Origin of the sequence: Solibacillus sp. FSL K6-1523, assembly GCF_038005225.1 — a bacterium.
GTDB lineage: Bacteria > Bacillota > Bacilli > Bacillales_A > Planococcaceae > Solibacillus.
The window spans coordinates 4,068,438-4,092,833 of record NZ_JBBOSU010000001.1 but is presented as its reverse complement, the minus strand read 5'-3'; the positions used below and the strand labels follow the sequence as shown (position 1 = coordinate 4,092,833).

Annotated in this window: 21 protein-coding genes, 8 tRNA genes and 3 rRNA genes; 31 read left to right on the top strand and 1 reads right to left on the bottom strand. The window is 40.4% G+C overall.

Annotated elements, in window-relative coordinates; all coding sequences use genetic code 11:
* The first annotated feature begins 240 nt into the window (after window positions 1-240).
* From MHI10_RS19715 to MHI10_RS19705, 3 genes are all read left to right on the top strand, one after another.
* Window positions 241-1,785 carry a DEAD/DEAH box helicase gene (locus MHI10_RS19715; RefSeq protein ID WP_340788501.1) on the top strand — a complete coding sequence of 515 codons (1,545 nt, stop codon included), beginning with the start codon at window positions 241-243 and terminating at the stop codon, window positions 1,783-1,785.
* A 144-nt stretch (window positions 1,786-1,929) separates the two neighbouring features.
* Complete coding sequence (locus tag MHI10_RS19710; protein WP_340788498.1) at window positions 1,930-2,409, top strand: PH domain-containing protein; 480 nt, start codon at window positions 1,930-1,932, stop codon at window positions 2,407-2,409.
* A complete protein-coding gene (locus MHI10_RS19705; RefSeq protein WP_340788497.1) occupies window positions 2,402-3,868 on the top strand; it encodes a PH domain-containing protein in 1,467 nt (488 codons plus the stop codon). The genes MHI10_RS19710 and MHI10_RS19705 overlap by 8 nt, the downstream gene beginning before the upstream one ends.
* A gap of 38 nt (window positions 3,869-3,906) precedes the next feature.
* On the opposite strand, the gene MHI10_RS19700 is transcribed toward MHI10_RS19705, so the two are convergent.
* A complete protein-coding gene (locus MHI10_RS19700; protein ID WP_340788495.1) occupies window positions 3,907-4,506 on the bottom strand; it encodes a rhomboid family intramembrane serine protease in 600 nt (199 codons plus the stop codon).
* A 98-nt stretch (window positions 4,507-4,604) separates the two neighbouring features.
* On the opposite strand from MHI10_RS19700, the gene acpS reads away from it, so the two are divergent.
* The 28 genes from acpS to tsaD all read left to right on the top strand — a co-directional run bounded on the left by acpS (window position 4,605) and on the right by tsaD (window position 24,295).
* Window positions 4,605-4,958: a holo-ACP synthase gene (acpS, locus tag MHI10_RS19695; protein WP_340788492.1), complete on the top strand. Its 354-nt coding sequence runs from the start codon at window positions 4,605-4,607 to the stop codon at window positions 4,956-4,958.
* Between the two features lie 65 nt (window positions 4,959-5,023).
* On the top strand, window positions 5,024-6,022 hold the full coding sequence (locus MHI10_RS19690) for a LolA family protein (RefSeq protein ID WP_340788490.1): 999 nt from the start codon (window positions 5,024-5,026) through the stop codon (window positions 6,020-6,022).
* Between the two features lie 42 nt (window positions 6,023-6,064).
* Complete coding sequence (gene alr, locus MHI10_RS19685) at window positions 6,065-7,186, top strand: alanine racemase (protein ID WP_340788487.1); 1,122 nt, start codon at window positions 6,065-6,067, stop codon at window positions 7,184-7,186.
* Between the two features lie 185 nt (window positions 7,187-7,371).
* Window positions 7,372-7,671 carry a transcriptional regulator gene (locus MHI10_RS19680; RefSeq protein WP_340788485.1) on the top strand — a complete coding sequence of 100 codons (300 nt, stop codon included), beginning with the start codon at window positions 7,372-7,374 and terminating at the stop codon, window positions 7,669-7,671.
* 4 nt (window positions 7,672-7,675) lie between these two features.
* On the top strand, window positions 7,676-8,026 hold the full coding sequence (locus MHI10_RS19675; RefSeq protein ID WP_340788482.1) for a type II toxin-antitoxin system PemK/MazF family toxin: 351 nt from the start codon (window positions 7,676-7,678) through the stop codon (window positions 8,024-8,026).
* 242 nt (window positions 8,027-8,268) lie between these two features.
* Window positions 8,269-8,667: an anti-sigma regulatory factor gene (locus MHI10_RS19670; RefSeq protein WP_340788479.1), complete on the top strand. Its 399-nt coding sequence runs from the start codon at window positions 8,269-8,271 to the stop codon at window positions 8,665-8,667.
* Window positions 8,668-8,681: 14 nt separating this feature from the next.
* Window positions 8,682-9,677 (top strand): PP2C family protein-serine/threonine phosphatase, encoded by a 996-nt coding sequence (locus MHI10_RS19665; RefSeq protein ID WP_340788476.1) that lies wholly within the window; start codon window positions 8,682-8,684, stop codon window positions 9,675-9,677.
* A 79-nt stretch (window positions 9,678-9,756) separates the two neighbouring features.
* Window positions 9,757-10,089, top strand: a complete 333-nt coding sequence (locus tag MHI10_RS19660) for an STAS domain-containing protein (RefSeq protein ID WP_340788475.1) — start codon at window positions 9,757-9,759, stop codon at window positions 10,087-10,089.
* Entirely contained in the window at window positions 10,089-10,559 is a 471-nt protein-coding gene (gene rsbW, locus MHI10_RS19655; protein ID WP_340788473.1) for an anti-sigma B factor RsbW, read from the top strand. The genes MHI10_RS19660 and rsbW overlap by 1 nt, the downstream gene beginning before the upstream one ends.
* Window positions 10,537-11,322: an RNA polymerase sigma factor SigB gene (gene sigB / locus MHI10_RS19650; RefSeq protein WP_340788472.1), complete on the top strand. Its 786-nt coding sequence runs from the start codon at window positions 10,537-10,539 to the stop codon at window positions 11,320-11,322. The genes rsbW and sigB overlap by 23 nt, the downstream gene beginning before the upstream one ends.
* A gap of 145 nt (window positions 11,323-11,467) precedes the next feature.
* On the top strand, window positions 11,468-13,639 hold the full coding sequence (locus tag MHI10_RS19645) for a Tex family protein (RefSeq protein WP_340788470.1): 2,172 nt from the start codon (window positions 11,468-11,470) through the stop codon (window positions 13,637-13,639).
* A gap of 253 nt (window positions 13,640-13,892) precedes the next feature.
* Complete coding sequence (locus MHI10_RS19640; RefSeq protein ID WP_340788469.1) at window positions 13,893-14,351, top strand: SprT family protein; 459 nt, start codon at window positions 13,893-13,895, stop codon at window positions 14,349-14,351.
* Window positions 14,352-14,594: 243 nt separating this feature from the next.
* Window positions 14,595-14,669, top strand: a tRNA-Asn gene (locus MHI10_RS19635).
* 1 nt (window position 14,670) lies between these two features.
* Window positions 14,671-14,745 (top strand) — tRNA-Glu (locus tag MHI10_RS19630).
* Window positions 14,746-14,773: 28 nt separating this feature from the next.
* Window positions 14,774-14,849: transfer RNA gene (locus MHI10_RS19625), tRNA-Asp, on the top strand.
* A gap of 5 nt (window positions 14,850-14,854) precedes the next feature.
* Window positions 14,855-14,929, top strand: a tRNA-Gln gene (locus MHI10_RS19620).
* Between the two features lie 5 nt (window positions 14,930-14,934).
* Window positions 14,935-15,010 (top strand) — tRNA-Lys (locus tag MHI10_RS19615).
* Window positions 15,011-15,066: 56 nt separating this feature from the next.
* A tRNA-Leu gene (locus tag MHI10_RS19610) sits at window positions 15,067-15,152 on the top strand.
* Window positions 15,153-15,170: 18 nt separating this feature from the next.
* A tRNA-Gly gene (locus MHI10_RS19605) sits at window positions 15,171-15,244 on the top strand.
* 200 nt (window positions 15,245-15,444) lie between these two features.
* Window positions 15,445-16,999 (top strand): 16S ribosomal RNA (locus tag MHI10_RS19600).
* A 211-nt stretch (window positions 17,000-17,210) separates the two neighbouring features.
* Window positions 17,211-20,137 (top strand): 23S ribosomal RNA (locus MHI10_RS19595).
* 60 nt (window positions 20,138-20,197) lie between these two features.
* Window positions 20,198-20,313: ribosomal RNA gene (gene rrf / locus MHI10_RS19590) — 5S ribosomal RNA — on the top strand.
* The 16S, 23S and 5S rRNA genes sit together here with 8 tRNA genes alongside, the layout of an rRNA operon.
* Before the next feature lie 480 nt (window positions 20,314-20,793).
* Window positions 20,794-20,869: transfer RNA gene (locus MHI10_RS19585), tRNA-Asp, on the top strand.
* A gap of 330 nt (window positions 20,870-21,199) precedes the next feature.
* Window positions 21,200-21,538 carry a hypothetical protein gene (locus tag MHI10_RS19580; RefSeq protein ID WP_340788467.1) on the top strand — a complete coding sequence of 113 codons (339 nt, stop codon included), beginning with the start codon at window positions 21,200-21,202 and terminating at the stop codon, window positions 21,536-21,538.
* Window positions 21,539-21,682: 144 nt separating this feature from the next.
* Window positions 21,683-22,135, top strand: coding sequence for a tRNA (adenosine(37)-N6)-threonylcarbamoyltransferase complex ATPase subunit type 1 TsaE (gene tsaE / locus MHI10_RS19575; RefSeq protein ID WP_340788465.1), 453 nt, complete (start codon window positions 21,683-21,685; stop codon window positions 22,133-22,135).
* Window positions 22,132-22,836 (top strand): tRNA (adenosine(37)-N6)-threonylcarbamoyltransferase complex dimerization subunit type 1 TsaB, encoded by a 705-nt coding sequence (tsaB, locus tag MHI10_RS19570; protein ID WP_340788463.1) that lies wholly within the window; start codon window positions 22,132-22,134, stop codon window positions 22,834-22,836. Before tsaE ends, tsaB begins: the two co-directional genes overlap by 4 nt.
* On the top strand, window positions 22,836-23,279 hold the full coding sequence (gene rimI, locus MHI10_RS19565) for a ribosomal protein S18-alanine N-acetyltransferase (protein ID WP_340788460.1): 444 nt from the start codon (window positions 22,836-22,838) through the stop codon (window positions 23,277-23,279). The genes tsaB and rimI overlap by 1 nt, the downstream gene beginning before the upstream one ends.
* Entirely contained in the window at window positions 23,279-24,295 is a 1,017-nt protein-coding gene (gene tsaD, locus MHI10_RS19560; RefSeq protein ID WP_340788457.1) for a tRNA (adenosine(37)-N6)-threonylcarbamoyltransferase complex transferase subunit TsaD, read from the top strand. The genes rimI and tsaD overlap by 1 nt, the downstream gene beginning before the upstream one ends.
* Window positions 24,296-24,396: the final 101 nt, after the last annotated feature.

The window sequence follows — 24,396 nt, the reverse complement described above, 5'->3', positions numbered from 1 at the left end:
TTTTTTTTGAACTTAACGGTTTTATTCTATTTTTTAAACTTTTAATCCAAATTAGAATCGTAGAATTGAACCGCTCGGCAAAGACCGGGCTTTCCTATTCGTATAATAAACTCTACAAATAATGTAGAGATAAATTTAAAGTAACGGAAACGTTCCATATACATTGGCTCGAATTTGCCGCCATGTCATCTGAAAATGTAACCATTTGTCGACTTATAAGGAAAAAGGAGATTGAATAGTTTGACAAATTTTTCAGAATTAAATATTAGTGAATCTACATTACGTTCAATTAAACGTATGGGATTTGAAGAAGCAACACCAATTCAAGAGGGAACAATCACATTTGCAATGGATGGCCGTGACGTATTAGGTCAAGCGCAAACTGGTACGGGTAAAACAGCTGCATTCGGTATTCCGTTAATCGAGAAAATCGATCCAAAAAACCCAAATATCCAAGCATTAGTAATTGCTCCAACTCGTGAATTAGCAATCCAAGTTTCAGAAGAACTTTATAAATTAGGTTATGACAAGCGCGTAAAATTATTATCAGTTTACGGAGGTCAAGAAATCGGCCGTCAAATCCGTGCGCTTAAAAACCGTCCACAAATTATCGTAGGTACACCAGGTCGTATTCAAGACCATATTAACCGTCGTACTCTAAGATTAGATGAAGTACAAACATTAGTATTAGACGAAGCAGATGAAATGTTAAACATGGGCTTCATTGATGATATTAATGCTATTTTAGAATCTGTTCCTGATAATCGCCAAACGTTATTATTCTCAGCTACAATGCCTCCAGCAATCCGCAAAATTGCTGAAACATTCATGAATAACCCAGAAGTGGTTAAAATCAAAGCAAAAGAATTAACAATGGAAAACATTGAGCAGTTCTTCGTAAAAGCTACTGAGCGTGAGAAATTCGATGCACTTTCTCGTTTATTAGATGCTCAAAAGCCTGAATTAGCAATTATCTTCGGTCGTACAAAACGTCGTGTAGATGAGTTAAGCCAAGCGTTAGGTTTACGTGGTTTCCTTGCAGAAGGTATTCATGGTGACTTAAGCCAAGCAAAACGTATTTCAGTATTACGTCAATTTAAAGAAGGTAAAATTGACATTTTAATCGCAACAGACGTAGCAGCTCGTGGTTTAGATATTTCAGGTGTAACACATGTTTACAACTTCGATATTCCACAAGATCCAGAAAGCTATGTTCACCGTATCGGACGTACAGGCCGTGCTGGTAAATCAGGTGTTGCTGTAACATTCGTAACACCACGTGAAATGGGCTACTTACGCATCGTTGAAGAAACAACGAAAAAACGTATGACACCATTACGTACTCCTACATCAGAGGAAGCATTAGTAGGCTTACAAGAAGATGCAATGAAAAACCTAGTGGAATTAGTACAAAATGAAGATATTAGTAAATACCGTGAATTAGCGGCTCAATTATTAGAAAATAATGAAGCGCTGGATTTAGTAGCAGCTGCATTGAAATCAATTACAAAAGAACCGGATGCAACACCGATTTCATTAACGGAAGAGCGTCCATTACCAATGCGTCGTGACCGTTCTAATGGCGGTGGTCGTGGTGGAAATGATCGCGGTCGTTCAAGTCGCGGTGGTTACGACCGTCGTGGCGGTAGCGGTGGAGATCGTCGTCGTGAAGGTGGCGGACGTCGTGATTCAGGTCGTCGTGAAGGTGGCAATGGCGGCGGTGGTCGTCGTGAAGGAAGTTCTTCAAGTCGTGATCGTCGTCCTCGTCAACGTCGCGAAGACTAATAGCTTTATCTATAATACACATCAACGCTTTTCGTTGATGTGTTTTTTTTTACAAAATAATAGGTAGTTCGTGTAATCTGACATAAAATGAAACAAAATGCCGAGTGGAACGTATACAATAAGTAGTAGAAAGAGGTGTGAAAAATGAGATTACAACCGAAATATCAATTACCAAAAAAGTCACAAACAGTTTGGCGATTGTATGGAATCATTCAAACGGTAATTTTAGCACTTATTGCAGCGGGCGTTCTATTTTTTGCGGATAAATATGAATGGCCACAGTGGATTATTTGGATTACGATAAGTATCGTCGTGTTATCAATTATTTTATCGATTATTATTTTCCCGAATGTACGTTGGAAAATTTGGCGCTATGAAGTAAGAGAACAAGAAATTGAAATTCAAAGCGGCCTATTTGTCGTAAAGCGCACATTAATTCCGATGGTACGTGTGCAACATGTCGATACGGAGCAAGGTCCGATTTTAAAAAAGTATAATTTAGCTAATATTTCTATATCTTCTGCTGCGACCGTACATACAATTCCTATGTTGTTAACCGAGGATGCCGATATGCTAAGAACAAAAATATCTGAATTAGCAAGGGTGGCTGAAGAAGATGTCTAATGAAAAATATAAGCTTCATCCAGTTACAGCGATTATTAATATAGTAAAAGCGTTTAAGGATTTATTAATTCCCATCGTTATTATTGTAGTTGCGAATGGCTTTAATTTTAGTTTTGACTATCGTGATGAAAGCTTTTTTAGTGAAATGATTCCGCTAATCATCTTATTTGTCATCGTTATTTTGACAACAGTGAGCGGTTTAATTAAATGGATTACCTTTACGTATTGGTTTGAGGAGCGTGAATTGCGCGTTGAATATGGGTTATTCGTAAAAAAGAAGCGCTATATCCCATTTGATCGCATCCAAAGTTTAAACTATAAAGAAGGCATTTTTCACCGTGTTTTTGGATTAGTTCAAGTGCAAGTGGAAACAGCAGGTGGTAAAAGTGGCAAACCAGAAGCAGAATTAACAGCTGTTACGAAAATGGCAGCAGAAGAAATCGAAAATCAAATGAAGAAAGTAAAACGAATGGATTCTTCGGTGGAGGAGAATCAGGAAACATCAATAGAAGAACCTTCATCTATTGTTCATAAAATGCACCCGAAAGAATTGTTGTTATTAGCAACAACTTCAAGCGGTATAGGAGTTGTGCTGGCGGGATTGTTTGCTGCCGTATCGCAGTTTTCTCAGTTTATTCCGTTTGATGATATTTATAATGAAATGGCTATTTTGATGAAGTTCGGCGTGATTGTCGTTTCATTTTTGATTGCCTTTGCATTTTTGGTTGCATGGTTCATTTCCGTTGCGCTCACATTTTTGAATTATTATGATTTTACTGTGACGGAGCAAAATGAACGATTAATTATCACGCGAGGATTATTAGAAAAAAAGCGAGTAACGATTCCTTTGCATCGTGTGCAAGCGGTAAAAATTATCGAAAATCCATTCCGACAAATGTTAGGTTTGGCGACAGTCGTTGTGGAAAGTGCAGGTGGGAGCTTTAGTGGCGAGAAGGATAAAAGGATTGTGTTATTTCCGCTCATTTCAAAAAAAATGCTTATCAAGCCACTGAGTGAGTTGTTTCCACATATTGATTTTACAATGACACCAGAAGTGACACCACCGAAAAGAGCGCAACCCTTTTTCTATCGCATTGATTTTGTATGGATGGTGCCATTAATAGCGGTATTAACGTATTTCCTCTACCCATATGGCCTATTGTCGTTGTTAATCATTGTGCCAATTATATTGCTAGGAAGATGGCAATTTAAGACGGCGGGCTATTTATTAAATGGACAACAAATTACAATTGTTTCCCGTACCGTTAGTCGTGTGACATTCTTTGCAGAGAAAAAAAGAATTCAAGTTGTGCAAGGGAGTCAAAATTATTTTCAAAAAAGAAAACAAATTGGATCCGCAAAAATTGTTGTGATGTCAGGAATGGCAGGGGCATCTGCTACGGTTCGTCACATAGAACAGCAAGAAGTTGAAACAATTTTACATTGGTATGAACGCTAAAAGAACTGCTCTCATCATCAGAGAGCGGTTCTTTTAATTTATCGCCAACGCAGCATATTTTTAGAATTGAAGTAAACAAAACCTAAAATAAAACCAGTAGCCAATCCCCCTAAATGTGCCATAATATTAATATTAGGTGTGAGGAATGTCATAATGACACTAATGACGATAATCGGTAAAATAATTTGCTTTAACTGCGGGAAAGCATTGCGCGTGTAATATACGAGTGCAGCAAAAGCGCCGAAAATACCGTAAATTGCACCACTCGCACCAACGCTTGCATAGTATGGGTCTTGTGTAACAAAAGTAGCGGCAACACCAAAAATGCCTGCTAAAAAGTAAATCGTTAAAAAGCGCATTTTCCCAGCAATTTTTTCTAGTTCAGGACCGAATAAAAAGAGCGAAAACATGTTAAATAAAACATGTGCGAAACCACTGTGTAAAAACATGGAAGTAATAATGCGCCACCATTCACCCGCTGCAATGAAGGCATTGACACTCATTCCAGCGTATAAAATCTCTTTACCGATACCAGGGATTAATGTGATAATAAATACAATAAAGTTAATCGCAATAATTGACGACACAATAGGGTATAACTTAATGTATTGTTTAAAGTTTTCTCTACGAATAAACATGTTTCACCTCGGAATATGAATTGAAAAAAGTACGAACACTATTTTATCTACATAAGTATACATTGTAATAATGCTCAAATGGAAGGGGGAGGTCTTACTTGATTAAAGGAATTGGATTAGATCTTGTCGAAATGGTAAGAATAGAAAAAGCGATGAACCGAACAGAGAAATTTCAACAAAGAATTTTATCGGAACGGGAATTGGCTATTTTTGAAACACTTTCGGATACACGGAGAGTTGAGTTTTTAGCAGGGCGCTTTGCTGCAAAAGAAGCCTATTCCAAAGCGAATGGAACTGGGATTGGTGAAGGGTGTGAATTGCACCAAATTGAAGTATTGAAAGATTCATTAGGAAAACCAGTCCTGTATTTCAATGGTCAGCAAGCAAAGGCGTTTGTCTCTATTACCCATACGCATACAACTGCAGCAGCTCAAGTGATATTAATGGAGTGATACATATTAGCTTGTTCTTTTTCATATGCTGATTTATCGGAGCAGATGGGAGAAAGGGTGAAGCGTTGAAAGTCCGTATGTTAGTTGTAGTTGCCTGCTGTTTATTTTTGGTAGCCTGTGGAAAAGCCACTCAGGAGGAAGTTGTTCAAGAGGTAAATGAAAAGTGGAATGAAGCAAAGGGCTATGAATTGAATGCGACGATGGAAGTTAGGACAGGTACTGAACCGAGAGTTTATGATGTGAATGTTTGGCATACGAAGCCGGATTTCTATCGTGTTTCGGTCAATACACAAGGGGATAAAGAAACACAAATGATTGTGCGAAATGAAGAAGGTGTGTTTGTTGTCACGCCAGCGTTGAAGAAAACATATAAGTTCCAAAGTGAATGGCCGAAGCAAAATAGCCAAGCGTATTTGATTGGTATGCTAGCAGAAGATTTACTAGCAGACAAATCAGCGGTTATGACGGAAGATGACAAACAATATACATTCGAATTAGCTACGCGTAATGTCGAAAGAACGGCATTACCAGTGCAACAGATTACAATTGATAAAAAAACAATGCTCCCTACAAAAGTTAGTGTGTTAAACGAGTCATTAGAAGAGCAAGTTATTATTACGTTTAAAGATATCCAAATGGGTGCAAAACATAAGGCAGAAGAATATGCGGTAGAAAAATTCCCGGAAAATAAGGAAAAAGATTCAGCTCTTGCCGATATAGAAAATACAGAGTTCCAAGTACATTACCCGGTATTAAATTGGGAACATACAAAGTTAATGGAGGAATATAAAACCGAGGGAGATGGAAATTCCCGTGTTATTTTAACGTTCGAAGGTGAAAAGCCGTTTACTTTAATGCAACAACCTATATTGAACAATGAAGATACGTTACCTGTTTTCTCACCAGGAGACCCTGCTGATTTAGGGTTTACGGTTGGTGCGATGACGGAAAACTCAATTCGTTGGGAACAGGACGGCATAGCTTTCTTTATTGCATCGACACATCTGTCACAAGATGAATTAATGGAAGTAGCTGCAAGTGTAACGGCAGGAAGTATGAAATAAACTGAACAAAAAGTTCAAATGTAAAAAGAGGGAATAAAGAGTATGGAAAATAAAATTAACTATCGTCCAACAAAAGCAGTAATCGATTTACAAGCAATTCACCAAAATATCGTTTCCTTACGTCAGCATCTCCAACCGAATGTGGGGATCATTGCTGTAGTAAAGGCGAATGCATATGGTCACGGTGATATAGAAGTAGCAAATACAGCGATAAATGCTGGCGCAACAATGCTGGCAGTTGCCACACCAGATGAAGCAGTACATATGAGAGAACACTTTAAATACATTGACATTCTAGTATTAGGCGCAACCCCATCTTCTTTTATTCCCTATGCATCGAAAGAAAACATTACACTTACTGTATTTTCGGAGGAATGGATGGAGCAAGCGAAGCAATATTTACCGCTCTCTAACCAAGTGAAGTTACATCTGAAAATTGACTCGGGCATGGGACGTATAGGTGTTACGACACAAGAAGAATTAGTAATGTTGTACGAAGCGATTCAAAATTCAGAGCACTTCATAGTCGATGGTATTTTCACACATTTTGCTACCGCAGATGAAGAGGATAACGGATATTTTGAAAAACAAGTTTGTTTATTCAAGGAATTATTAAATGCTCTTCCAGAAAAGCCTCGATTAGTCCACGTGGCAAATACGGCAACTACATTAGTAAAGGAACCGTCTTTACAATATGATGCAGTTCGTTTTGGAATATCAATGTATGGATTATTGCCATCGCCTTATGTTGGAGAGTTATTACCATTTCCATTGAAGCCTGCATTTTCTTTAGAAACACAGTTAGTCCATGTAAAGAAGCTAAAAGCTGGGCAATCAGTTGGTTATGGAGCGAATTTTACAGCTGAACAAGATTGTTTCATCGGAACAATACCGATTGGTTACGCTGATGGGATGATACGCAGGCTCAGTGGACAAGAGGTATTAATTGGTGGCGGGCGTGCGCAAATTGTCGGAAGAATTTGTATGGATCAAAGTATGATTTTAATGAAAGAAGCATATAATATTGGTGAACGTGTTCTATTAATTGGCAGACAACAAGAAGATGAAATAACGATAGATGATTGGGCGTCTAAATTAGAGACGATTAATTATGAAATTCCTTGTGTAATTACTGGAAGAGTTCCAAGAATGTATAAGAACTGATTAGTTGAGTTTTGTCGAATAAAAGTAGTATAATCGACAGAAAAAGCGATAAACAAAACTGTAAACTTCACACAAACCTCATATTCATTGCAAGAATTGTCAGTATTTAATATTTCTTGTCTTTTCATTGTCGAGATTCGATGCTAAAATGAAAGTGAAATGGTATGTTTGTGGAGGTGCTTGTTTTGTTCGCAAAAGAACTAGAAGAAGTAAAAGTAGAATTGGAAGAAGTAATTATTGAAATTCCAGATGAATTAGTTATTCAATTTGAAAGAACACTAGGCCATAATATAAGTAGCGATGAAACGATAACGTATCTTTCAACGCGAAAATATATAGAGCATATGCAACCAAATCAATTACGGGAAGCTTTAATGAAAGGCTATGTGGAAATGTCGCACATAAATCTGTCTATTTGTGGTGAATGCTTACATGCAGAGTATGAAGCGGAACATATGGTGGAGCGTCTCGTTAGCGGGGGATGACAATTTGATTGTAAAGCGTGGGGATGTTTTTTTTGCTGACCTGTCACCTGTTGTAGGTTCTGAGCAAGGTGGTACCAGACCCGTTTTAATTATTCAAAATGATATTGGAAATCGATTCAGTCCTACAGTCATTATAGCTGCAATCACAGCGCAAATTCAAAAAGCGAAATTACCAACACACGTCGAAATTAATGCCAAGAAATACGGCTTTGAGCGAGACTCGGTAATTTTGCTTGAGCAATTGCGTACGATTGATAAATCACGATTAACAGATCGTATTACTCAGCTTGATTCACAACTGATGGAACAAGTGGATATGGCACTTGGCATCAGCCTAGGACTTGTTAAATTTTAATACATAAAAAAGGGCATCGAAGCAATTAGTTTCGATGCCCTTTTTATCTTTATTTAGAGGTTGTTTTTAACGGAAATTATAAATGATTTATATAATTTTGAAAAATAATGGGATTTTATTAGGTTTTTATATTATAATTTATTAATAATTCCAAATATTGAACAGGATGCATTGATAATAAAATTGAAATTAACAACTAATTAATATAGAGAAAACTTAAGTTGATGGTGGGGGGCGTTATATTGAATACTAAATCTACCGTTGAAATCATTACAGAATGGGATATTGTAGTTGCACGTCAATTGGGACGAAACGAAGCAAAAATCATCGGTTTTGGTACAGTAGAACAGGCTCGTATTACAACGGCAATTAGTGAACTTGCACGAAATATTTATTTGTATGCTAGTGCAGGTGAAATTGTAATAGAACGCACTGAAGAAAATGAGAAATGTGGAATTCGTATTACTGCGATAGACAAAGGTCCAGGGATTGATAATGTTCGTAAAGTGATGGAAGATGGATATTCAACTTCTGGTGGGCTAGGTGCTGGATTACCGGGTGTAAAAAGATTGATGGATAGTATGGAAATTCAGACCACCATAGGAAAAGGTACGATAATAAAGGTTGAAAAATGGATTTAGTAGGATGTGGGGAATTGAATGAACTACAAATTCAATATAAAAAAATATTAGCAGATTTCTTAAAAAATCAAACAGAACGGAATTTATATATCGGTCAGAATTTTATTCGTCAACTTATACAAAAAAAGTTGACACCTGAAGAAGTAATTAGTATTCATAAGTATGCCGTTGAACAAATTTATCCAGATATCCCTAGTGAAATCTCAAATAGCTTTGATTTTTTAATCGAAATTATGGTTCACTTTGGCTTAACTGTGCAAGAGCATCAAAGTTTATTGGCACAACAGGAAGAACTGCGGATTGAGATGAATGTAGCAGCTAAAATTCAAAATATGTTATTAAAAACAACGATTCCCACAGTAAATAAATTAGATATAGGGATGGTTTCAATTCCAATACGAAAGATGAATGGAGACTACGTATATTTTTTAAATGATGATCAGCATTATGTAAGTGTGGCTGTAACAGATGTTGTTGGTAAAGGAGTGCCAGCAGCGCTTTGTATGTCGATGGTGAAAAATGGATTAGATACATTAGAGTACGCGAATAATAAACCATCTTATGTACTTGAAGTATTAAATCGTATTATAGAAAAAAGTGTAGATGACAGTATGTTTGTTTCCATGTTTTATGGGACGTATGATATCGAAAAAAATATATTTACATATGGCTCAGCAGGTCATGAACCTGCAATCTATTATAATTCACGTGAACAAAAGTTTTATGATTTGGAATCCAAAGGTTTGCTTTTAGGTGTAATGTCGGAAGTGAAGTATCCGCAATATGATATTCAACTAGAAAAGAATGATTTTATATTAATGATCACAGATGGTGTGACAGATTTCCGAAAGCAAGGAGATTTAAATCCGCGAAATGTAATAAAAGAATTAGCATTAAACTATATTAATTTAAGTGCACAAGAAATGTGTGAACAAATGTATGTTTATTTAAAGGGTCTACCAGAGTTTGATTTAGAAGACGATTTTACTGTCGTAATATTTAAAAAGTAAAATGTAGAATAGTTTAGAAGATATGTTTAAATCGGAAATTTTTAGGTATATAAAGTAATTTTAGTCGGAGGTGTTTTAAATGAATGTTAATGTTCAGTTTAGAGAAGATGGAAATGTGATGAGAGGGTATATTGAGGGGGAAATTGATACATTTACAGCTCCTGTTTTATGTGAAGAGTTAGAAACGGTACAAATTGTTGAAGGCAGACGTGTTGAATTAGACTTGTCTAAAGTAAATTATATGGACAGTACGGGTTTAGGTGTTTTCGTTGCTTTTTATAAGAAAGTAACGCGTGAAAATGTACCATTGCGTCTCGTTGGATTATCGAGTCGCTTAGTGAGGCTATTTGAAATTACTGGTTTAAGTGAATTAATGAGTATCGAAACTGACGAAGAGGTGGAGTTAAAATAATGAAAGCATTTGATTATATTGAAATTCGGGTGCCAGCGAAGCCTCAATATGTGAGTGTTATTCGTTTAATGATTTCAGGATTAGCAGTACGTGTAGGTTTTTCTTATGATGAGATTGAAGATTTAAAAATTGCGACAAGTGAAGCCGTTACGAATGTTGTACATCATGCCTATAAAGAAAATGATGAGGGTGAAGTTGTAGTAGGGTGTGCGTTATTTGAAGATAAAATTGAAATTATGGTATCTGACTATGGTATGAGTTTTAACTTTGAAGAAATTAAATCGAAAGTGGGACCTTATCGTGAAGACGAAAACATAGAACTTTTACGTGAAGGCGGCCTTGGCATATATTTAATGGAAACTTTGATGGATGAAGTCAAAATGAACAATGAGGGTGGCGTCACTGTTTTCATGACAAAGTATGTCACGAAAGAGCAGGTGAAGGAGTATGTCGAGAGAATCACTACCTAAAAGCTCGTCAAAAGAAGAAATCCTGCAATGGATAGCACAATATCAAGAATCGGACAGTGATGAAGCGCAAACGAACCTAGTTATACATTATAAGCAATTAGTTGACTCACTTGCTCGTAAATATTCACGCGGCAAATCGTACCATGACGATATTGTTCAAGTAGGGATGCTCGGTTTACTTGGAGCGATGCGACGATTTGATCCTTCATTTGGTAGAAGTTTTGAAGCTTTCGCAGTGCCAACGATTGTTGGGGAAATAAAGCGTTTTTTACGTGATAAAACTTGGGATGTACATGTTCCCCGTCGTATTAAAGAATTAGGACCTCGAATTAAGGCGGCGGTTGAAACGCTTACGACGGAGTTACAACGCTCTCCCTCAATTCATGAAATTGCGAATTACTTAGAGGTACAAGATGAAGAAGTACTTGAAGCGATGGAGATGGGGAGAAGTTATCAAGCGCTCTCGATGGATCATTCCATTGAATCAGATTCAGACGGTAGCACGGTGACCTTATTTGATGTGGTAGGAAGAGTAGATGATGGTTTTGAAAATACAAACCAACGTATGATTGTTGCGGATGCGATGAATATTTTAAATGAAAGAGAACGGCAAATTATCGAGCTTACCTACCTAGAGCAATTAAGTCAAAAAGAGGCTGGTGAACGATTAGGTATTTCGCAAATGCATGTATCACGAATACAACGAAAAGCAATTAAGAAATTACAAGAAACCATTATATCAAGTGGTGGCGTTTCATTATAATATTCTTCGAGTCTACTAGTTACCATGGTGGACTCTTTTTTTATTTTCATCAAATCTGTAAATAATGGAAAGGAAGGGGTGACAACTGCTAGAAATGGCCAAAATAGTGGTAAACTAAATAAAGATTAACAAAGGGAGTGGTACGATGGAACAACAACAAATGCTACAAATGATTGCAAAAGAAACGAGCGTACAAGTAAAGCAAGCAGAAGCGGTAATCAAATTGCTAGAAGAAGGTAATACCGTACCTTTTATCGCGCGCTATCGAAAAGAAGTAACAGGTTCTTTAGATGAAGTGCAAATTAAAGCTGTAGAAGATCGATTCCATTACATACAGCAACTTGAAACGAGAAAAGAGGAAGTTTTACGTTTAATTGAGGAGCAAGGAAAGCTTACAGAGGAATTAGCGAGTGCTATTCAAGGGGCCACTGTACTTCAACGTGTTGAGGATTTATATCGACCGTATAAACAAAAACGTCGAACAAAAGCTACGATTGCAAAAGAGCGCGGATTAGAACCACTAGCAAATCAATTGCTTAAATTTACAAAACAAGATACACATCAAATGGCTGCGCAGTATATAAATGAAGAGCAAGGAGTTAGCACAGATGAAGACGCTTTAGCCGGTGCACGAGATATACTTGCTGAACGTTTTGCTGATGATGCTACAATCCGTGAAAAGTTACGAACGCTTTCATGGCGTGAAGGAAAGCTTGCGACAGCGGTAAAAAATGCTGAAAAAGATGAGAAACAAGTTTTTGAAATGTATTATGAATACGAAGAGCCGATCCATCGAATGGCACCACATCGTACGTTGGCAGTCAATCGTGGAGAAAAAGAGGAAATTTTAAGAGTGTCGATTGAAGTACCGATTGAAAAAGCAACGATTCAAATGGAGTATCAATGGATTCCTCGAAATTTCGTTGGCCCATCTGTGGAGCAAGCGAAGTTAGCGATTGCAGATAGCTATAAACGTTTAATTCAGCCGTCTATTGAAAGGGAGTTGCGCGGCGAGTTAACGGCAAAAGCAGAAACACAAGCAATCCATATTTTCTCGGAAAACTTACGGAATTTATTATTACAACCACCGATGCGAGGAAAGTTTGTACTTGGTGTCGACCCGGCCTATCGAACGGGCTGTAAATTAGCAGTAGTCGATGAATTAGGGAAAATGATTGAGGTAGGTGTCATTTATCCACACACTACTTCAGATACAACAAAATCAAAGGTAGCAATAAAAAATATCTTAACAAAGTATCCGATTAGCATTATTGCAATTGGCAATGGGACAGCTTCACGTGAGACAGAGCAGTTTATTGCAGAGCTGTTGAAGGAAGTTACGCAGGATGTGGCATATGTCATCGTTAATGAAGCAGGGGCATCTGTTTATTCTGCTTCTGAAACAGCGCGTGCAGAGTTCCCAGATTTACAAGTAGAACAACGGAGTGCGGTATCGATTGCACGCCGATTACAAGATCCGCTATCTGAATTGGTGAAAATAGATCCGAAAGCTGTAGGTGTAGGGCAGTATCAACATGATGTTTCGCAAAAGCAATTAGCGGAATCCCTTTCGTTTATTGTGGAAACAGCAGTAAACCAAGTAGGAGTAGATGTAAACACAGCATCAGCTTCCCTTTTGCAGTATGTATCAGGATTATCGAAAACGGTTGCGGAAAATATAGTAACGATGCGCGGTGAAAATGGAAAGTTTACTTCCCGTGCTCAATTGAAGAAAATTCCACGCTTAGGTGCTAAAACGTACGAACAAGCAATTGGTTTTTTGCGTATTCCAGAAGCGAAAAATCCATTAGACGCAACAGGAATCCATCCGGAGAGTTATAAATTGGCTGAAGAAATTTTACAAGCAGCAAGCTTAACAAAAAAAGATGTAGGAACAGTAAAGGCTGAGCAGGCGATTAGTCAATTAGGATTATCAGCGTTAGGTGAAACATTACAAGTTGGGGAAGTCACATTGAAAGATATTGTAGGGACATTAATGAAGCCATCACGAGATCCCCGAGATGCCTTTCCGCAGCCGTTATTAAAAACGGATGTATTACAAATGAAGGATTTACAAGTTGGTATGGAATTACAAGGAACCGTTCGAAATGTTGTTGATTTTGGCGCATTTGTTGATATCGGCGTTAAACAAGATGGACTCGTTCATATTTCAAAATTACAAAAGGGACGAGTTAAGCACCCATTGGATGTAGTATCTTTAGGTGATATCGTGACTGTTTGGATTGAAAGTGTCGAAGTAAACAAAGGAAGAATATCGCTAACAATGCTTCCACCAGCACTTCAAGAGAGCATTTAAAAATCATCCAATTCATGAACGCATTAGTTCATGTTGGATTAAAGCTATAGCAGAGATTTTGTTTGAAACGTACTTGTACGTATAATTAAGTAATTTATTAATAAATGTTAATCACTTATAATGAAGGTGCACCGTATGATTCGGTGTACTTTTTATTATAATTTTTTGTGCATTTAAATAGAGAGCAATATCGATTAGAGTTTGTTAATGATTAAAGTGTAATTTTCTAATTGATTTGATATGGGGTGAGTATTTGACAGACGAACAAGTTCAAAAGATAGTTGAAGAACTTTCAATTCAACACTTTAACCGACCATTTATACACCAAGCTTATTTTAATAGCAGATTGAAAACGACAGGTGGAAGGTATTTATTGAATTCACATCATATTGAATTAAATAAAAAAATGTACGATCACTTCGGAATGGAGGAACTCCGAGGGATCATTTTACATGAACTTTGCCATTATCATTTGCATTTGTTAGGAAGAGGGTATAAACATCAAGATCCAGATTTTAAACAATTATTGAATCAAGTGGGGGCGCCACGTTTTTGTTCGAGGATTGAAGAGGTGAAGAAAAAAGCAGCATCAGCAGTTCATGTTTATCATTGTATCAATTGTAATCAGTTGTATAGAAGGAAACGAAAAATGGATGTTAAAAAGTATTGTTGTAGCATTTGTGGGGGAAGTATAGAGTTAGTATGTAATTGATTTTAATGAGTACATGATATCGCGATTCATTTTAGAAGTCTGCATATAGTTGTTCAAGTTGGAAATACTTTATGTAACTACTTTAAGGAGAGGTTTCCCACTTCTCGAATGGTGTGAGCATGTAATTTTATAAGCAATTTTAAAGTTTGAAAATAAATTTCAAAAAGGTGTTGACGAATCGATAAAAGGTGTCTATAATAATAAAAGTCGGCAAGGTAATAACGACGACAACATAAACGATATTCCGAAGTAGCTCAGTGGTAGAGCAACCGGCTGTTAACCGGTTGGTCGTAGGTTCGAGTCCTACCTTCGGAGCCATGGCCCGTTGGTCAAGCGGTTAAGACACCGCCCTTTCACGGCGGTAACACGGGTTCGAATCCCGTACGGGTCACCATTTTAATTTTAATAGAAGAGTTTGTTTTGGTCCCGTGGTGTAGCGGTTAACATGCCTGCCTGTCACGCAGGAGATCGCCGGTTCGATCCCGGTCGGGACCGCCATTTATTGGGGTATAGCCAAGCGGTAAGGCAACGGATTTTGATTCCGTCATGCCCTGGTTCGAATCCAGGTTCCCCAGCCATTTCCGAGCCATTAGCTCAGTTGGTAGAGCATCTGACTTTTAATCAGAGGGTCGCAGGTTCGAATCCTGCATGGCTCACCAGTTTTATATTGACATTTTCTCGCAAAGATGTATAATTAGAGAAGTTGATAATAAACGCGGTCGTGGCGGAATGGCAGACGCGCTAGGTTGAGGGCCTAGTGGGGGTAACCCCGTGGAGGTTCAAGTCCTCTCGTCCGCACCATAACAACAAATTTCATATGCGGGTGTAGTTTAGTGGTAAAACCTCAGCCTTCCAAGCTGATGATGAGAGTTCGATTCTCTTCACCCGCTCCAAAAAACTTTTAAAAAAATGTTGACACGAAAGAGAATGTGTCGTAAGATATATTGAGTGTCGCAAGAATGACATAATGAACCTTGAAAACTGAACAAGCAAACGTTAATGATTTAAACGTTTAAGTGATGAACTTAAACAAATTATAGATATCAACTTTATGTTGATACGCTAGCAAAGCAAATGAGCTTTCAAACTAACTTTTATGGAGAGTTTGATCCTGGCTCAGGACGAACGCTGGCGGCGTGCCTAATACATGCAAGTCGAGCGGACTTTCATTGGTGCTTGCACCTTTGAAAGTTAGCGGCGGACGGGTGAGTAACACGTGGGTAACCTACCCTGTAGATTGGGATAACTCCGGGAAACCGGGGCTAATACCGAATAACACTTTTGAACTCATGTTCGAATGTTAAAAGACGGTTTCGGCTGTCACTACAGGATGGGCCCGCGGCGCATTAGCTAGTTGGTGAGGTAACGGCTCACCAAGGCAACGATGCGTAGCCGACCTGAGAGGGTGATCGGCCACACTGGGACTGAGACACGGCCCAGACTCCTACGGGAGGCAGCAGTAGGGAATCTTCCACAATGGACGAAAGTCTGATGGAGCAACGCCGCGTGAGTGAAGAAGGATTTCGGTTCGTAAAACTCTGTTGCAAGGGAAGAACAAGTAGCGTAGTAACTGGCGCTACCTTGACGGTACCTTGTTAGAAAGCCACGGCTAACTACGTGCCAGCAGCCGCGGTAATACGTAGGTGGCAAGCGTTGTCCGGAATTATTGGGCGTAAAGCGCGCGCAGGTGGTTTCTTAAGTCTGATGTGAAAGCCCACGGCTCAACCGTGGAGGGTCATTGGAAACTGGGAAACTTGAGTGCAGAAGAGGATAGTGGAATTCCAAGTGTAGCGGTGAAATGCGTAGAGATTTGGAGGAACACCAGTGGCGAAGGCGACTATCTGGTCTGTAACTGACACTGAGGCGCGAAAGCGTGGGGAGCAAACAGGATTAGATACCCTGGTAGTCCACGCCGTAAACGATGAGTGCTAAGTGTTGGGGGGTTTCCGCCCCTCAGTGCTGCAGCTAACGCATTAAGCACTCCGCCTGGGGAGTACGGTCGCAAGACTGAAACTCAAAGGAATTGACGGGGGCCCGCACAAGCGGTGGAGCATGTGGTTTAATTCGAAGCAACGCGAAGAACCTTACCAGGTCTTGACATCCCATTGACCACTGTAGAGATACAGTTTTCCCTTCGGGGACAACGGTGACAGGTGGTGCATGGTTGTCGTCAGCTCGTGTCGTGAGATGTTGGGTTAAGTCCCGCAACGAGCGCAACCCTTATTCTTAGTTGCCATCATTTAGTTGGGCACTCTAAGGAGACTGCCGGTGACAAACCGGAGGAAGGTGGGGATGACGTCAAATCATCATGCCCCTTATGACCTGGGCTACACACGTGCTACAATGGACGGTACAAACGGTTGCCAACCCGCGAGGGGGAGCTAATCCGATAAAACCGTTCTCAGTTCGGATTGTAGGCTGCAACTCGCCTACATGAAGCCGGAATCGCTAGTAATCGCGGATCAGCATGCCGCGGTGAATACGTTCCCGGGCCTTGTACACACCGCCCGTCACACCACGAGAGTTTGTAACACCCGAAGTCGGTGGGGTAACCTTTATGGAGCCAGCCGCCGAAGGTGGGATAGATGATTGGGGTGAAGTCGTAACAAGGTAGCCGTATCGGAAGGTGCGGCTGGATCACCTCCTTTCTAAGGATATTTTCGGAATCATTCCTTCGGGAATGAAACATTAACGTTTGCTGTTCAGTTTTGAAGGTTCATCTTTTTGATGAAACGCTTCAAAAAATTGTTCTTTGAAAACTGGATAAAACGACATTGAAAGCAATAAACAAACAAATGATCAAGAAATTGATCGTGCAATCTTTTAAAATCTTACTCATTTGAGTAAGTGTAACTTATTGGTTAAGTTAATAAGGGCGCACGGTGGATGCCTTGGCACTAGGAGTCGATGAAGGACGGCACTAACACCGATATGCTTTGGGGAGCTGTAAGTAAGCTTTGATCCAGAGATTTCCGAATGGGGGAACCCACTATGTTTAATCGCATAGTATCTTCACGTGAATACATAGCGTGTTGAGGACAGACGCAGAGAACTGAAACATCTAAGTACCTGCAGGAACAGAAAGAAAATTCGATTCCCTGAGTAGCGGCGAGCGAAACGGGAAGAGCCCAAACCAAAGAGCTTGCTCTTTGGGGTTGTAGGACATTCTATACGGAGTTACAAAAGAATGAGATAGTTGAAGCGGCTTGGAAAGGCCCGCCATAGAAGGTAAAAGCCCTGTAAGTGAAACCTCATTCCCTCTTGAATGTATCCTGAGTACGGCGGAACACGTGAAATTCCGTCGGAATCTGGGAGGACCATCTCCCAAGGCTAAATACTACCTAGTGACCGATAGTGAACCAGTACCGTGAGGGAAAGGTGAAAAGCACCCCGGAAGGGGAGTGAAATAGATCCTGAAACCGTGTGCCTACAAGTAGTTAGAGCCCGTTAATGGGTGATAGCGTGCCTTTTGTAGAATGAACCGGCGAGTTACGATTACGTGCGAGGTTAAGTTGATAAGACGGAGCCGCAGCGAAAGCGAGTCTGAATAGGGCGAATTAGTACGTGGTCGTAGACCCGAAACCAGGTGATCTACCCATGTCCAGGGTGAAGGTGAGGTAACACTTACTGGAGGCCCGAACCCACGTACGTTGAAAAGTGCGGGGATGAGGTGTGGGTAGCGGAGAAATTCCAATCGAACCTGGAGATAGCTGGTTCTCTCCGAAATAGCTTTAGGGCTAGCCTCGTGATTGAGAATACTGGAGGTAGAGCACTGTTTGGACTAGGGGGGCATCTCGCTTTACCGAATTCAGACAAACTCCGAATGCCAGATATTTATACACGGGAGTCAGACTGCGAGTGATAAGATCCGTAGTCAAGAGGGAAACAGCCCAGACCACCAGCTAAGGTCCCAAAGTAATCGTTAAGTGGAAAAGGATGTGGCGTTGCTTAGACAACCAGGATGTTGGCTCAGAAGCAGCCATCATTTAAAGAGTGCGTAATAGCTCACTGGTCGAGTGACGCTGCGCCGAAAATTTATCGGGGCTAAACGATTCACCGAAGCTGTGGATGCATCCGTATGGATGCGTGGTAGGAGAGCGTTCTAAGGGCGTTGAAGTCAGACCGGAAGGACTGGTGGAGCGCTTAGAAGTGAGAATGCCGGTATGAGTAGCGAAAGACGGGTGAGAATCCCGTCCACCGTATGACTAAGGTTTCCTGAGGAAGGCTCGTCCGCTCAGGGTTAGTCGGGACCTAAGCCGAGGCCGATAGGCGTAGGCGATGGACAACAGGTTGATATTCCTGTACCACCTCCTCACCGTTTGAGAAATGGGGGGACGCAGTAGGATAGGGTAAGCAGAGCGTTGGTTGTCTCTGTTCAAGCAGTAAGGCGTGTGTGTAGGCAAATCCGCACACTAATACGTTGAGCTGTGATGACGAGTCCGTATGGACGAAGTTCCTGATTTCACACTGCCAAGAAAAGCCTCTATCGAGGTGAGAGGTGCCCGTACCGCAAACCGACACAGGTAGTCGAGGAGAGAATCCTAAGGTGTGCGAGAGAACTCTCGTTAAGGAACTCGGCAAAATGACCCCGTAACTTCGGGAGAAGGGGTGCTCTTGAGCGTGCAAGCGCATGAGAGCCGCAGTGAATAGGCCCAGGCGACTGTTTAGCAAAAACACAGGTCTCTGCAAAACCGTAAGGTGAAGTATAGGGGCTGACGCCTGCCCGGTGCTGGAAGGTTAAGAGGAGTGGTTAGCGCAAGCGAAGCTACGAATTGAAGCCCCAGTAAACGGCGGCCGTAACTATAACGGTCCTAAGGTAGCGAAATTCCTTGTCGGGTAAGTTCCGACCCGCACGAAAGGCGTAACGATCTGGGCACTGTCTCAACGAGAGACTCGGTGAAATTATAGTACCTGTGAAGATGCAGGTTACCCGCGACAGGACGGAAAGACCCCGTGGAGCTTTACTGTAGCCTGATATTGAATTTTGGTACAACTTGTACAGGATAGGTAGGAGCCAGAGATCTCGGAGCGCCAGCTTCGAAGGAGGCGTCAGTGGGATACTACCCTGGTTGTATTGAACTTCTAACCCATGCCCCTTAACGGGGTAGGAGACAGTGTCAGGCGGACAGTTTGACTGGGGCGGTCGCCTCCTAAAGAGTAACGGAGGCGCCCAAAGGTTCCCTCAGAATGGTTGGAAATCATTCGTAGAGTGTAAAGGCATAAGGGAGCTTGACTGCGAGACCTACAAGTCGAGCAGGGTCGAAAGACGGGCTTAGTGATCCGGTGGTTCCGCATGGAAGGGCCATCGCTCAACGGATAAAAGCTACCCCGGGGATAACAGGCTTATCTCCCCCAAGAGTCCACATCGACGGGGAGGTTTGGCACCTCGATGTCGGCTCATCGCATCCTGGGGCTGTAGTCGGTCCCAAGGGTTGGGCTGTTCGCCCATTAAAGCGGTACGCGAGCTGGGTTCAGAACGTCGTGAGACAGTTCGGTCCCTATCCGTCGTGGGCGTAGGAAATTTGAGAGGAGCTGTCCTTAGTACGAGAGGACCGGGATGGACACACCGCTGGTGTACCAGTTGTTCTGCCAAGAGCATCGCTGGGTAGCTATGTGTGGACGGGATAAGTGCTGAAAGCATCTAAGCATGAAGCCCCCCTCAAGATGAGATTTCCCATTACGCAAGTAAGTAAGACCCCTGAAAGACGATCAGGTAGATAGGTTCGAGGTGGAAGTGTGGCGACATATGGAGCTGACGAATACTAATCGGTCGAGGACTTAACCACAATTTATTGCACAATTTCAATGAAACGTTTATCCAGTTTTGAGAGAGCAATCTTTCATAGTGAAGTGATGATGGCAAAGAGGTCACACCCGTTCCCATACCGAACACGGAAGTTAAGCTCTTTAGCGCCGATGGTAGTTGGGGGCTTCCCCCTGTGAGAGTAGGACATCGCTTCGCACTTTAAAACCCACTGAGAAATCAGTGGGTTTTTTTTGAAGTATGTAATCAAAATTATTATTTTATTGATAGAAATTAGCGGCGGAAAGTTACTTTATAATTTCTTCAGGATTAAAAGGTGCCAATCGTTCGAAAATATTAGAATGAAAATCTAACGAAGAATACGATCGACCTTCCGGAGATAGCAATGTACTCAATCAAGAAAAGTTTAGATTGGAGAATTACAAAGAAAATTAAGCTAAAGTCACCACGTCGTATGGCAACGCCTAAGTGACCAATATCATGCTAGTCCGACCTTGCACAAAGAATATGAGCCTCATATGCTTTGTCAGCCTAAACTAGCAGGTGTTATATTAGAATATCGATTTTAAACGGGAAAAACTCCTTTGTTTAATTTATTTTATATTTTTAATGAAAAGCATTGCACATTACTTAAATATATGGTATATTAATAAATGTCCAAAAGGAATATATAAAAATGGTCCCGTGGTGTAGCGGTTAACATGCCTGCCTGTCACGCAGGAGATCGCCGGTTCGATCCCGGTCGGGACCGCCATTTTATTTAGTTTTTATGAGAATAATCTCATAAAGGCTTTTTTTTTGCTTAAAATTAACTTGTACCAACAAAATTAGTTAAATTCAGGCTAGGAACACGCAAATAACCAACAACATCTTGAACTAATGCCTGTAGGTAGAAGTTACGGATATCTCATTACTAATAAAAGTGATTCACAGATGAAGAGTGACCCGAATATGCTAATAATACATTTTCAAGTACGACTAACTGTACCTCACCAAGTTAATCGAATGAAACCAGGAGAAACAATTGTGGTTTTGAACAGTCTCCAAAGGGGAAAAGTTTAGAGAGCACTTAGGAGGGATGGGGATGAATCGTATATGGTTAGTTCGCTTATTAGGGATTTGTCTCTTCGGATTAGTAATAATGAATTTAGCAGCATGCGTAGATGAAATGACAGAAATTGAGGAACAGAATACGTATAGATGGCAAAGATATATGAATGAAGATGAATATAATAAGTTAGAAAAAGGTATGACCTATATCGATGTGGTTAAAATTGCAGGGGGACCTGGTGTTGAAAATAACGAAAGTATTTATGAATGGAACGATGAAATACTTTTAACTAAAGGGTATCAAATCCACTTTGAAGATGGAAAATTAATTAGAACAGAGATTGTTAAAAGAAAAGGCAACTCAAATCGATAAGGTGTTATCTCTATTATCAGGAGATAGCACCTTTATTTGTAGAGGAAAACTTAAGATAAAGTGGTTTGAAGTGATTCATTTTGAACATTTAGCTCAGTTCAAGTAAACTAGAGATAATCGATTTTATGGGAAGGAAGCAACAGTATGATATACGAAAAGCAAATTAATGTGTTAGAAGAAACGCAGCAGCTTGCGATGGAGTTAGCACAGTTAGTGGAAGCACAATATACAATCACACTTGAGGGGGATCTGGGTGCGGGTAAAACAACCTTTACGCAAAGTTTTGCAAAGGGCTTAGGGATAACGCGCACAGTTAACAGTCCGACGTTTACGATTATGAAACAGTATGAGGGGCGCCTCCCATTAAATCATTTAGATGTGTATCGTTTGGAAAATAGTGATGAAGATTTAGGCTGGGATGAAATTTTTTATGGTGATGCGGTTACGGTTGTAGAATGGGCGCATTTAATTGAAGAGGAATTACCGAAAGAGCGGTTAGCAATTGAAATTACAAGAATTGATGAAGATGCTCGGAAATTTACTTTTAAACCGGTGGGCACAAAATATGTCCAACTTTGTGAGGAGCTATTGAAATGATTTGGTTAGGAATTGAAACAGCAAATGCACCGCTATCTATCACAGTTGTGAAAGATGGAAAAGTACTCGCTGAAGTAGTGCAAAATATAAAATTAACGCATTCTGTTGGTGCCATGCCTGCGATTGAAGAAGTGTTAAATAAAGCGGGTATTACACCAGCTGAAATTGATGCGGTAGCGGTATCAGAAGGGCCGGGTTCTTATACAGGTGTGCGGATAGGTGTGACACTAGCGAAAACATTTGCTTGGGCTATACAAAAGCCATTAGTAGGAGTTTCCAGCTTGAAGGCACTAGCGGCGAATGTAAAAATGTCGAATGCTGTTATTTGTGCGTTATTTGATGCACGTCGCCAAAATGTATATGCTGGCGTTTATGAAGGGGCACAATTAAATACAGTAATTGAAGATTACCATGATCATATTGACGGTCTGCTAGAAAAATTAAAAGTATTGCAGGTCCCTGTCTTATTTGTAGGAACTGATGTGGACCTTTATTTTGAACAGATCCAAGAGGTGCTTGGTGAAAATGCGCTACGTGCTCCACATACATTTGATTTACCACGAGCTTCTGAGCTGATTGCAATGGCACAACAGCAGGAGTTACCTTCAATTGAGGCTACGCATACATTTGTTCCACAATATCGTCGCATTGCAGAAGCGGAAGCGAATTGGTTAAAGGAACAAAAGAAGGAGCAACTATAATGGTCAATTATCGAAAAATGACAATTGCAGATGTAGAAGCGGTGCATGCGATTGAACAAGCGACATTTCCAACGCCATGGACATTGGATTCCTTTTACTATGAAATGACGGAAAATCAATTCTCGCATTATTTAGTAGCAGAGGATGAGCAACAAACGATTGTTGGTTTTTGTGGGATGTGGTTAGTCATTGATGCTGCACAAATTACTAATGTTGCGGTTGTGGATGCTGTACGTGGTCAAGGAATGGGAGAGGGCCTGATGCGAGAGGCAATGCGGGTTGCTAAAGAGGCAAACATGGAAGTGATGAGCTTAGAAGTACGCGTATCGAATGTGGTTGCACAAAATTTATATCGAAAGCTTGAATTCCAAGATGGTGGTATTCGTAAAAATTACTATACGGATAACCAGGAAGATGCTTTAGTAATGTGGGTGAACTTATAATGGATAACTATATATTAGCAATAGAAACAAGCTGTGATGAAACAGCCGCAGCAATTATAAAAAACGGTACGGAAATTATTTCAAATGTTGTATCATCGCAAATTGAGAGTCATAAACGGTTTGGCGGAGTCGTACCTGAAATTGCATCACGCCATCATGTGGAGCAAGTAACAATTGTACTGGAAGAAGCTTTAAAGCAAGCTGACATGACACCACAGCAATTATCAGCAGTAGCTGTAACGGAAGGTCCTGGCTTAGTAGGGGCATTGTTAATTGGAATTAATGCAGCGAAGGTATTTGCCTTTGTTCATGGCTTGCCGCTAATTGGAACGCATCATATTGCAGGACATATTTATGCAAATGCATTAGTGCAGCCGATGGAATTCCCTTTGTTAGCGCTTGTCGTATCAGGGGGACATACGGAGCTTGTTTTGATGAAAGAGCATGGGGCATTTGAGGTTATTGGGGAAACGCGTGATGATGCAGCTGGAGAGGCGTATGATAAAGTTGCACGTGTATTAAACATGCCGTATCCAGGTGGGCCGCATATTGACCGTTTAGCTCATGAAGCAACAGAAGCTGTACCATTTCCACGTGTTTGGTTGGAAGAAGGTTCATATGATTTTAGCTTTAGTGGGTTAAAATCAGCGGTTATTAACTATAAGCATAATATGGATCAACGTGGGGAAGAAATTATTCCAACACAAGTGGCTAAAGGTTTCCAAGATAGTGTTGTGGAAGTATTAACAGCGAAAACATTGCGTGCCGCTCGTCAGTATGAGGTAAAACAAGTTATTGCGGCAGGTGGTGTTTCTGCAAATAAGGGATTACGTACATCATTAGAACAAGTATTTCATGAAGAAGGGATTCCATTTTACGTACCACCATTAAAACTATGTACGGATAATGCTGCGATGATTGGTGCTGCTGCGTATCAAATGTACGGAGCAGGTATTCGTGGGAATTTAGCGATGAATGGTCGACCGGGTATGGAATTAATAAGTTGGGTAAAATAGTATAGAAATGTTTAGCGTAAGTAATTTTGTGATGTAAAATCACTGTTACTTATGCTTTTTATTTTTCCGAAATAACATAAAAACGCGAATTACGCACTTTT

Coding starts and splice junctions, on each gene's coding strand:
- MHI10_RS19645 (WP_340788470.1), top strand. CDS start 11,468: ATGGAACAACAACAAATGCTACAAATGATTGCAAAAGAAACGAGCGTA.
- rimI (WP_340788460.1), top strand. CDS start 22,836: ATGGTCAATTATCGAAAAATGACAATTGCAGATGTAGAAGCGGTGCAT.
- MHI10_RS19700 (WP_340788495.1), bottom strand. CDS start 4,506: ATGTTTATTCGTAGAGAAAACTTTAAACAATACATTAAGTTATACCCT.
- MHI10_RS19710 (WP_340788498.1), top strand. CDS start 1,930: ATGAGATTACAACCGAAATATCAATTACCAAAAAAGTCACAAACAGTT.
- sigB (WP_340788472.1), top strand. CDS start 10,537: ATGTCGAGAGAATCACTACCTAAAAGCTCGTCAAAAGAAGAAATCCTG.
- alr (WP_340788487.1), top strand. CDS start 6,065: ATGGAAAATAAAATTAACTATCGTCCAACAAAAGCAGTAATCGATTTA.
- tsaE (WP_340788465.1), top strand. CDS start 21,683: ATGATATACGAAAAGCAAATTAATGTGTTAGAAGAAACGCAGCAGCTT.
- tsaD (WP_340788457.1), top strand. CDS start 23,279: ATGGATAACTATATATTAGCAATAGAAACAAGCTGTGATGAAACAGCC.
- tsaB (WP_340788463.1), top strand. CDS start 22,132: ATGATTTGGTTAGGAATTGAAACAGCAAATGCACCGCTATCTATCACA.
- MHI10_RS19660 (WP_340788475.1), top strand. CDS start 9,757: ATGAATGTTAATGTTCAGTTTAGAGAAGATGGAAATGTGATGAGAGGG.
- MHI10_RS19580 (WP_340788467.1), top strand. CDS start 21,200: ATGAATCGTATATGGTTAGTTCGCTTATTAGGGATTTGTCTCTTCGGA.
- MHI10_RS19705 (WP_340788497.1), top strand. CDS start 2,402: ATGTCTAATGAAAAATATAAGCTTCATCCAGTTACAGCGATTATTAAT.
- rsbW (WP_340788473.1), top strand. CDS start 10,089: ATGAAAGCATTTGATTATATTGAAATTCGGGTGCCAGCGAAGCCTCAA.